This window comes from Micromonospora yasonensis (assembly GCF_026013475.1).
Classification (GTDB): Bacteria; Actinomycetota; Actinomycetes; order Mycobacteriales; family Micromonosporaceae; genus Micromonospora; species Micromonospora yasonensis.
Map to the genome: position 1 here is coordinate 1 of NZ_JAPDPH010000249.1, position 9,728 is coordinate 9,728.

Annotated in this window: 10 protein-coding genes and 1 pseudogene; 6 read left to right on the plus strand and 5 right to left on the minus strand. The window is 73.1% G+C overall.

Annotation, left to right across the window (positions count from 1 at the left end):
* A pseudogene (locus tag ONA70_RS31350) lies at window positions 1-383 on the minus strand (hypothetical protein); the annotation flags it as partial.
* Window positions 384-679: 296 nt separating this feature from the next.
* Between ONA70_RS31350 and uvrB the strand changes: the two are divergent.
* From uvrB to ONA70_RS31370, 4 genes are all read left to right on the plus strand, one after another.
* Window positions 680-2,788: an excinuclease ABC subunit UvrB gene (gene uvrB / locus ONA70_RS31355; RefSeq protein ID WP_265010103.1), complete on the plus strand. Its 2,109-nt coding sequence runs from the start codon at window positions 680-682 to the stop codon at window positions 2,786-2,788.
* 24 nt (window positions 2,789-2,812) lie between these two features.
* Window positions 2,813-3,658 (plus strand): helix-turn-helix domain-containing protein, encoded by an 846-nt coding sequence (locus tag ONA70_RS31360; protein ID WP_265010104.1) that lies wholly within the window; start codon window positions 2,813-2,815, stop codon window positions 3,656-3,658.
* A gap of 23 nt (window positions 3,659-3,681) precedes the next feature.
* Window positions 3,682-4,050: a VOC family protein gene (locus ONA70_RS31365; protein ID WP_265010105.1), complete on the plus strand. Its 369-nt coding sequence runs from the start codon at window positions 3,682-3,684 to the stop codon at window positions 4,048-4,050.
* A 124-nt stretch (window positions 4,051-4,174) separates the two neighbouring features.
* Window positions 4,175-5,089 (plus strand): helix-turn-helix domain-containing protein, encoded by a 915-nt coding sequence (locus ONA70_RS31370; RefSeq protein ID WP_265010106.1) that lies wholly within the window; start codon window positions 4,175-4,177, stop codon window positions 5,087-5,089.
* A 17-nt stretch (window positions 5,090-5,106) separates the two neighbouring features.
* On the opposite strand, the gene ONA70_RS31375 is transcribed toward ONA70_RS31370, so the two are convergent.
* Together ONA70_RS31375 and ONA70_RS31380 are read right to left on the minus strand one after the other, a co-directional pair.
* Window positions 5,107-5,265, minus strand: coding sequence for a hypothetical protein (locus tag ONA70_RS31375; protein ID WP_265010107.1), 159 nt, complete (start codon window positions 5,263-5,265; stop codon window positions 5,107-5,109).
* A 136-nt stretch (window positions 5,266-5,401) separates the two neighbouring features.
* Window positions 5,402-5,695: an antibiotic biosynthesis monooxygenase family protein gene (locus tag ONA70_RS31380; protein WP_265010108.1), complete on the minus strand. Its 294-nt coding sequence runs from the start codon at window positions 5,693-5,695 to the stop codon at window positions 5,402-5,404.
* A gap of 440 nt (window positions 5,696-6,135) precedes the next feature.
* On the opposite strand from ONA70_RS31380, the gene ONA70_RS31385 reads away from it, so the two are divergent.
* Window positions 6,136-7,134 carry a TerC family protein gene (locus ONA70_RS31385; protein ID WP_265010109.1) on the plus strand — a complete coding sequence of 333 codons (999 nt, stop codon included), beginning with the start codon at window positions 6,136-6,138 and terminating at the stop codon, window positions 7,132-7,134.
* Between the two features lie 58 nt (window positions 7,135-7,192).
* Here the strand turns inward: ONA70_RS31385 and ONA70_RS31390 are convergent, their stop codons facing one another.
* On the minus strand, window positions 7,193-8,125 hold the full coding sequence (locus tag ONA70_RS31390) for a C40 family peptidase (protein ID WP_265010110.1): 933 nt from the start codon (window positions 8,123-8,125) through the stop codon (window positions 7,193-7,195).
* Window positions 8,126-8,168: 43 nt separating this feature from the next.
* Complete coding sequence (locus ONA70_RS31395) at window positions 8,169-9,266, minus strand: mandelate racemase/muconate lactonizing enzyme family protein (protein ID WP_265010111.1); 1,098 nt, start codon at window positions 9,264-9,266, stop codon at window positions 8,169-8,171.
* Between the two features lie 44 nt (window positions 9,267-9,310).
* On the opposite strand from ONA70_RS31395, the gene ONA70_RS31400 reads away from it, so the two are divergent.
* Window positions 9,311-9,728 (plus strand): tyrosine-protein phosphatase (locus ONA70_RS31400; RefSeq protein ID WP_265010112.1); only part of this gene is annotated, 418 nt, incomplete at its 3' end.

The window sequence follows — 9,728 nt, forward strand, 5'->3', positions numbered from 1 at the left end:
CGGTGTCCCCGGCCCGGCTCGTGCGGCACGATTTCCGCGGTCACCTCCGGGTCGGGGCCTGGTTCGCGCCCGCCGGCGCCATAAAGCAGCCCGGCGCGGCGGAGCAGCCCGGCGCGGCGGAGCAGTCCGGCGAGGCGGCGGCCCACGCTCGGGCGCCTCGCCGGGTCCGCGGCGGCGGGCTCGGCGGTGGGGCGGCGGGTGGTGGCTCGGCGCTCCTCGGGCAGGGGTCCGCCGGCGGGCTCGGGGGCACCGGCGCCGGGGGCGTCGCGGCCGGGCGTTGCGGGGTCGGCGGGCGGCTCGGCCGGCTCGGCGCGGGTGTCGTCGGGCGGGGGCGGAGTGGCGTCTCGTGCCGGGAGTTGCCGGCGTCGGGGGGAGGTCTCCACGAGTGGAGAACGCGGCGACGGGGATCGGGTGACGAGCAGGGGCGCTCGCGGCGGCCGGTCTGCGCCTTCAGCGCGACCACCTCGGGTGCGCACGCCGGTCGTCCCGGGTGCTGCGACCCTGGTGCCGGGGGCGGCCGGGCCCCGAAGGGGGCCGCCGGCCCGGTCGGCCGCCGCGAGCGGCCTACGGTACGAGGGTAGTCGGGTGAGATGTGGCCCACAATGGGAATATCGAAGCCGATCAGGGACTCTCCGTGGTCGGCCCGGAACTGTCAGACCGCGGGCGTACCGTGGGGGTCATGGCGCTCGACATTCCCCGGCTCGACGGCCGCTTCCAGGTCGTCAGTGAGTTCCAGCCGGCCGGTGACCAGCCGGCAGCCATCGATGAGCTTGAGCGGCGTGTCCGGCGTGGCGACCGTAATACGGTGCTGCTCGGCGCGACCGGCACCGGTAAGAGCGCCACCACGGCCTGGCTGGTCGAGCGGCTGCAACGGCCCACCCTGGTGCTCGCGCCCAACAAGACCCTCGCCGCCCAGCTGGCCAAGGAGTTCGGTGAGCTGCTCCCGCACAACGCGGTGGAGTACTTCGTCTCCTACTACGACTACTACCAACCCGAGGCCTACATCCCGCAGACCGACACCTACATCGAGAAGGACTCCTCGATCAACGAGGAGGTCGAGCGGCTGCGGCACTCGGCGACCATGTCGCTGCTCACCCGGCGCGACGTGATCGTGGTGGCGACGGTCTCGGCGATCTACGGCCTGGGCACCCCGGAGGAATACCTGGACCGTGCGGTACGGGTCGCCGTCGGGCAGGAGTTGGACCGCGATCAGCTGCTCCGGCGGCTGGTCGACATCCAGTACACCCGCAACGACATGGCGTTCCAGCGCGGCACGTTCCGGGTCCGCGGCGACACCCTGGAGATCATCCCGGCGTACGAGGAGCTGGCCGTCCGGATCGAGCTCTTCGGCGACGAGATCGAGAAGCTCTATTACCTCAACCCGCTGACCGGGGACGTGGTCCGCGAGGTCGACCAGCTGATGATCTTCCCGGCCACGCACTACGCGGCCGGCCCGGAGCGGATGGAGCGGGCGATCCGTGACATCGAGACCGAGCTGGGCGAGCGGCTGGCCGAGTTGGAGCGGCAGGGCAAGCTGCTGGAGGCGCAGCGACTGCGGATGCGCACCACCTACGACATCGAGATGATGCGGCAGGTCGGCTTCTGCTCCGGCATCGAGAACTACTCGATGCACATCGACGGCCGGCTGCCCGGGAGCCCGCCGCACTGCCTGCTCGACTACTTCCCCGACGACTTCCTCACGGTGGTCGACGAGTCGCACGTGACCATCCCGCAGATCGGTGGCATGTACGAGGGTGACGCGTCTCGCAAGCGGATGCTGATCGACCATGGTTTCCGGCTGCCCAGCGCGGCCGACAACCGGCCGTTGCGCTTCGACGAGTACCTGGAGCGGGTCGGCCAGATGGTCTTCCTCTCCGCCACCCCCGGTCCGTGGGAGCTGGAGCAGGCCCAGGGCGAGTTCGTCGAGCAGGTGATCCGTCCGACCGGCCTGGTCGACCCCGAGGTCGTCGTCAAGCCCACCAAGGGGCAGATCGACGACCTGATGCACGAGATCAAGCTGCGTACCGAGCGGGACGAGCGGGTGCTGGTCACCACGCTCACCAAGAAGATGGCCGAGGACCTGTCGGACTACCTGCTGGAGAACGGCATCCGGGTGCGCTACCTGCACTCCGAGGTGGACACGCTGCGCCGGGTGGAGCTGCTGCGCGAGCTGCGCAAGGGCGACTACGACGTGCTGGTCGGCATCAACCTGCTCCGCGAGGGCCTCGATTTGCCCGAGGTGTCCCTGGTGGCGATCCTCGACGCCGACAAGGAGGGCTTCCTGCGCAGCGGCCGGTCGCTGATCCAGACCATCGGGCGGGCCGCCCGTAACGTCTCCGGCCAGGTCCACATGTACGCCGACAAGATCACTCCGTCGATGGCCGACGCGATCGACGAGACCGACCGGCGGCGGGCCAAGCAGATCGCGCACAACGAGGCCAACGGGATCAGCCCGGAGCCGCTGCGCAAGAAGATCCACGACATCCTCGATGACATCTACCGCGAGGCCGAGGACACCGAGAACACCCAGGTCGGCGGGGCGGCTCGGCAGCTGTCCCGGGGCAAGGCCCCGGTCAAGGAGACCCGCAGCCGGGGTCGCGGCGGTGCGGCCACCCCGTCCCGGGAGGGGATGGCCCGGGCCGACCTGGCCAACCTCATCCAGGAGCTCAACGACCAGATGCTCGCCGCCGCGCGGGAGTTGCAGTTCGAGCTGGCGGCGCGGATCCGGGACGAGGTCGCCGACCTCAAGAAGGAACTGCGCGGGATGGACGCCGCCGGCGTGCGGTGACGCGAGCGCGACCGGGAGGACGGCATGCTCACCGAGGTGGTCGTCGGTCGGCCCGATCCCCGGTTGCGCCCGTACGTGGACCGTTACCTCGGCTACCGGGAGCATGCCCCCCGCCCCCTGGTACGCCACGAGGCGGCCGGCGCCTTCGTGGTGCTGATCCTCGGCTGGGGCGCCCCGCTCGACGTCATCGACCGGCGGGCCGCCGCCCGGGGCGCCCACGGGGTGAACGCGTTCGTGGCCGGCCCGTTCGACGCGTACTGCACGACCCGGACGGTGGGTGTGGGCGCCGGGGTGCAGGTGCTGCTGACGCCGCCGGCCGCCCGCCGGCTGTTCGGGCTGCCGCTGGGCGAGCTGGCCAACCGGGCCGTGCCGGTCGACCGGCTCGACCGCTGGCTGGCGCGGCTCCGCGACGACCTGGCCGCCGCACCCGACTGGCCGGGCCGGTTCGCCCGCCTCGACGCCGCGCTGGCCGGCCGGCTGGCCGCCGCCGGGACGGTGGACCGGCGGCTGCTGCGGGCGTGGCGGCTACTCGCCGGCAGCGGGGGAGCCGTCGGGATCGGCGCGCTGGCCGACGAGGTGGGCTGGAGCCGCCGGCACCTCGCGACGGTGTTCCGGCGGGAGTTCGGCCTACCGCCGAAGACCGTCGGCCGGCTGGTGCGCTTCCAGCGGGCGTACACGACCGTCAACCCCGAGCTGGCCGGGCCGCCGCCGGAGGGCGGGACCGTCGATCGGGACGTGGGCTGGGCCGAGCTGGCCGCTCGCTGCGGCTACTACGACCAGTCACATCTGATCCGCGAGTTCCGGGAGTTCGCCGGGGTGACCCCGGCGGTGTCGGCCCACCAGAGGTCATATTCGTCCAATCCCGGCTGACCGGAGGCCGGCACACTCGGGGCATGCGAAGCATCTGTCCGGTCCTCCGGTATCCCGACGCCCGTGCCGCCATCGACTTCCTCCGGTCGGCCTTCGATCTCACCGTCCACGAGGTGCACGAGGGCCCGGACGGCACGGTGCGGCACGCCCAGCTCGGCTACGGGGACGGCCTGGTCATGCTGGGCACCGGTCCCGCCCCGGCGGCCCGGCCGGCCGACGACGACTACCGCGTCTACGTGGCGGTGGACGACGTCGACCAGCACCACGCGCGGGCCCGGGCGGCCGGCGCGGAGATCGTCCGGCCGCCCTTCGACACCGACTACGGCTCCCGCGACTACGTGGCCCGGGACCTGGCCGGCCTGGTCTGGTCGTTCGGCACCTACCGACCCTGAGCCGGGGCGGGCGACCCGGGACGCCCCGGCCCGATTTGGGGCGGCCGGCTGCACTGATCGCACTGAGCAATCAATGTATTGCCCAGCGTGATGGCCCTGCGTACGCTCCCTCCGGGAGGCTCGCATGCCGTTGTCAGCAAGTCCTGTCGTCCGGCGGGTGCGGCTCGGCGCGGAGCTGCGCCGGCTGCGCCACCGGGACTCGCTCACCCTGGAGCAGGTCTGTGCCCGGCTCGGGTGGGCGTCCACGTCCAAACTGTCCCGCATCGAGCTGGGCCAGAGCCGCCCCGACCTGGCCGACGTGCTCGACCTGCTCGACGTCTACGAGGTGCCGCCCGACCGGCGCGGCGAGCTGATCGTCATCGCCCGGGACGCGGCCACCGGCCGCAGCTGGTCCAAGGCGCTGGGCGAGATGGGGGAGCGGCAGCGGGCGTACGCGGAGCTGGAGGCGGGCGCCGCGCGTATCGTCGAGTACCAGCCCGCCGTGGTGCCCGGGCTGCTCCAGACCCCGGCGTACGCGCGGCTACGGGTGACCGCCGGGTCGCTGCTCTGCGACGACGTGGACGTGGAGGCCGACGTCCGGGCCCGCGCCCTGCGGCAGGAGGTGCTGCGGCGGCCCGATCCGCCCCAGTACACCGCGCTGCTCGACGAGCGGGTCTGCGACCCCGCCGGCACCCCGCCCGACGTCTGGCGCGACCAGCTGCGGCACCTGCTCGCCCTCGCCGAGCGCCCGCACATCACCGTCCGGCTGCTGTCCCGCGACGCCGACCCCGGGGTGCACCCGCTGGCCGCCTTCGCCTACTACGCGCACCCCGATCCGGCGGATCCGCGTACGGTGCTGGTGGAGACCCTGACCACCGACCTGCGGCTGGTCGCCGCGGCCGACATCGCCCGGTACGAGCGGCTGATCGACCGGATGCTGGCGGTGGCGCTGCCGGCGGAGGAGACGATCGAGCTGCTCGGCCGGCGGCTCGGCTCGCCGCCGGTGCCCCGGCCGCGCCAACCGCGCGACGCCGAGGTCGCCGGACCCGGGCCGAGCTGAGGCCGGCGTCGCGCCGGTCAGGTCCGGGTCAGCGGTTGCGCTGGAAGCTGGGCGTCGTCGTAGCCGGGCAGGCCGGTCAGCGTCAGCCGCCAACCCTCCGCCGCGAGCCCGCGGGCGACCGCGGCGCCGATGCCGATCCGCCGGCTCACGCCGGTCACCAGGGCGACCCGATCCATGATCGGCAGCCAACCGGACCGGCGGGGCAACGCAACGCAAATCTCCGCGCGCGGCCACCGGGCCCGGCGCCCCCGATGTCCCGTCGGGACCGGCGGCCGGCGCGTCGGGCTCAGGCTATGTCAGGGGTACGACAGCTCAGGCCGGCACGTCGACGAAGTGCTCCACCAGGGGCGGGCCGGCGAAGTACGGGCCGATCAGGCCCCGCCACTGCGGGAACCGCTCGCTCTGCCGGAAGTTGACGTCGTGCGCCTCGACCGAGTCCCACTCCACCAGCAGCACGAACCGGGACGGCGATTCCAGGCCGCGGGTCATCCGTACCGAGCGGCAGCCCGGCGTGCCGGCGAGGATCGGGCGGGCCTGCGCGTACGCGGCGGCGAAGTCGTCTTCCTGCGCGGGGGTTACGTCGATCAGCGCGACCTCAAGAACCATGCCCCGAAGCCTCGCACGCCGGTCCCCGGACGACCCGTCGGGGGCTGCCCGTCCCACCGCCGGCCGCGGGTGGCCCCGGCCTTGGTCGACTCGACCCTGCGGCAGCCCCTCACCTAGCCTCCTAGGAAGCCATGCCCAGTGTGGCTTCTGCCACCTCAGAAAGTGATTCCCTCATCAATCCGGGCACCCGGAGATGCGCTCACCGGGCCTGATGGTGAACAATGGCGGCCGAGGAGGGGAGTATTCCCCCGCGACGGAGTCGTCAGCACGGAAGAGCACCGGCCCCCGGTCGCACGACCCGGCTCCGTCGGCCAGCGGTCCGCAGTCTCGGACCGGTGGCGGAAGAGACCTCCGACAGTCACCAGAGTCAGCGTCGACGCACCCCGGCCGCTCACCCGGCGTACGGTGTGCCCGACGCTGTGTGTCTGCCGGAGGATGAATTGAACGTGTCCGGATATGTGTGGGCCGGAACTCTCGTCGCGCTGACGGCGGTCCTGCTCGTCGACCTCTTCATCATCGGTCGGCGCCCGCATGAGCCCAGCGTCCGTGAGTCGAGCCTCTGGGTCGGCTTCTATGTGGCTCTGGCCCTGATCTTCGGCGCCGGGCTCTGGCTCTTCGCCGGACCCAGCGTGGCCGGCCAGTTCTACACGGGGTGGCTCACCGAGTACAGCCTGTCGGTGGACAACCTCTTCGTCTTCGTGATCATCATGGGCCGGTTCGGGGTGCCCCGGAAGTACCAGCAGAAGGTGCTGCTCGTCGGCATCCTGCTGGCGCTGGTCATGCGCGGTGGCTTCATCGCCGCCGGCGCCGCGCTGATCTCCCAGTTCTCCTGGGTCTTCTACCTCTTCGGCGCGTTCCTGATCTACACGGCGATCAACCTGGCCCGGCAGGGCGAGCCGGACGAGGGCGAGTTCAGCGAGAACGTGCTGATCCGGTGGAGCCGCAAGGCGCTGCCGCTGTCCCGGGACTTCGACGGCGCCCGGATGACCACGCACGAGAACGGGCGGCGGCTGTTCACCCCGATGCTGATCGTGATGATCGCGATCGGCACCACCGACCTGATTTTCGCCCTGGACTCGATTCCGGCGATCTTCGGCATCACCCAGGAGCCGTTCCTGGTCTTCACCGCGAACGTGTTCGCGCTGATGGGGCTCCGGCAGCTCTACTTCCTGCTCGGCGGCCTGCTGGACCGGCTGATCTACCTGAGCTACGGGCTGGCCGTGGTGCTCGGCTTCATCGGGGTCAAGCTGGTCCTCGAGGCCCTCGCCGACAACAACCTGCCATTCGTCAACGGCGGCGAGCACGTGGCCTGGGCCCCGCACATCCCGATCTGGCTCTCGCTGGTCGTCATCCTGGGCACCCTGGCCATCGCCACCGCGGCCAGCCTGTTCAAGTCGTCCCGGGACCGGCGCCGCGAGCTGGCCGAGGCCCGGCGCTGACCGTACGACGGAAAGGGGGCGCTCCCGAGATCAGGAGCGCCCCCTCGCGGGTACGGGGTCAGCCGACGCGGTGCGCGCCGACGAGGGTGGCCAGCCGGTCCTCGGGAAGCTGCTCCTCCACCACCCGCCGTTGCCGGTAGCAGGCGTGCAGCATCCGCCGCCGGTCGCCGTGTGGCTCGGCGGTGACGATGCCGACGTGGTGGATGCGCCGGCCGGGGCGGGCGAAGAAGTAGAGGTCGCCGGGGCGTTCCTCGTCCAGCGGCAGCGGCGTGGTCGCCTCGGCCTGGTCGTCGGCGTCCCGGGGGAGGGTCACTCCGTACCGCCGCCAGGCCAGGTGCACCAGGCCGGAGCAGTCGATCCCGTGGGTGGACACCCCGCCCCAGATGTAGACGAGGTCGCGCAGCCGTTCGGCGGTGGCGAGGACCTCCTTGGCCTCGGGGCGCTCGGTGGGCAGCGGGACCAGGTCGCCCTCGGGGGCCCAGAGCGGGTCTGCCCGGCCGGGCACGTGGACCGCCCGCCACCCGTCCGCCGGCCGCCCGGCCGGGGCGAGGCGGGTGCCGAGGACGACGTCGGGCTGGGCGACCGGCCCGTCCGGGGTGGCGCGCAGCGCGGTGCGCGTGGCGTCCACGACCAGCGGGGCGGCCGAGGGGTCGGGTCCGGGCGCGGCGGTGAGCTGCGCGGCGGGCAGCCAGCCGGGGTATCCCCGGGGGGCGAGCTTTGCGGCGGGCTGTTCGAGGGCGACCACCTGCGCCCACCCGTCCGCGCGCTGCTCGGTGACGAGGACCCGCTCACCGAGCAGCAACTGGCTGAGCACGCAGTCGCCGACCTGCTGGTCACGGTTGAGGCCGCCGATCCAGGCGGCGATGTCGGGCGTGTCGCTCAGGGCGGGGCGGTCCACCGGCCGGACCGCCTCGGGCGCGGTCCAGAGGGTCGCCACCGGGACCCGGACGACGGCCTCGCGGCCGGGTTGCAGTTCCACGTCCACCCCCATCTCGGGCACTCTGCGCCGACCCTATGAAAAATTCCAACCCCACTCAACCGGCGGGCTGAACGTTTGCTTCATTCACGTCCGCGATGCCGAGGCCGGGCGCGTCCGGGAGCACCACGGTAGCGCCGTCGTACCGGATGCCGCCGCCGATCGGCGAGCGGGCGAGCCACCAGGCGGCGTCGAGGTCGGAGACGGCGCTGGTGCCGTACGCGGCGACCAGGCTCGCGGCGGCGCCGAGGCCGACCGGGCTCTCCATCATCGAGCCGACGATGGTGCCCATGCCGTGCGCGGCGGCCAGGTCGAGCAGCGCGCGGGCGGGGCGCAGGCCGCCGCACTTGGCCAGCTTGACGTTCACCATGTCGGCGGCCCGGCGGCGGATCACCTCGACCAGGTCGCGCAGGTCGAACACCGACTCGTCGGCGAGGACCGGCAGGTCGACCCGGTCGCTGACCCAGGCCAGCCCGTCCAGGTCCCGGCGGTGCACCGGCTGCTCGACCAGTTCGACGTCGAGCCCGGCGTCCTCGATGCCGCGGATCACCCGGACCGCCTCGCGCGGCGTCCAGCCCTGGTTGGCGTCCAGCCGGATGCGCACGTCCGGGCCGACGGCGGCGCGCACCGCGCGGACCCGGTCGAGGTCGCCCCGGGCGTCGGTGCCGACCTTCAGCTTGAGCACGGTGAAGCCCTCGGCCGCGCGCTGGGTCGCGGTCGCGGCCAGGTCCACCGCGTCGCCGGCGGCCAGGGTGACGTCCGTCGGGACGCGCAGCGCGGTCCCGCCGAGCAGCCGCACCAGGGGTACGCCGAGCCGCCGCGCGGCCAGGTCGTGCAGGGCGATGTCGACGGCGCCCTTGGCCGACTCGTTGCCGGCCACGGCACGGCTGATCTCGGCGCAGCGGGCGTTGAGGTCGTCGGCGTCGCGGTCGACGAGTCGGGGCCCGAGGAGGTCCCGGACGCACGCCTCGGCGCCGGCGATCGAGGCTCCGGTGACCTGCCAGACCTGCGGGGCCTCGCCGAAGCCGGACCGCCCGTCGGCGTCGACCACCTCGACGACCAGGGTGTCCACCGTGGTGGTACGGCGTAGCGCGGTGACGAACGGGGTGTGTAAGGGGGCGGTGAGCCGGTGGGTGCGTACCGCGGCGATCGTCATGTGGGGCACCCTATACGCAGGTGGCCGGCGACCGGGGAGGGCCGATGGTGGGACGGGACTGGGAGTTGGTGGGCGCGCCGAACGCCCGTGACCTGGGTGGGCTGCCCACGGTCGACGGGCGGCGGGTCCGGGCCGGGCGGCTGATCCGTACCGCCGCGCTGGGCCGGCTGACCGACGAGGACCTGCCGGTGCTGGGCAAGTTGGCGCCGGCCTGCGTGGTGGACCTGCGGCACGGCAGCGAGCAGCAGGTCGCCCCGCCGGACCGCCTGGTCGGGGTGCCGCGGGTGGTGCACCTGCCGGTCTACGACCCGGCCCATCCGGTGTTCACGTACGTCTCGGCGGTGCTGCTCGGCCACGACCTGGCCGCGTACGAGGAGTTGGCCCGGGAGGGCATGCCGGCGGCGATGTGCGCGATCTACCGGTGGTTCGTCACCGGGGAGTCGGCGCGGGCCGGGTTCGGGG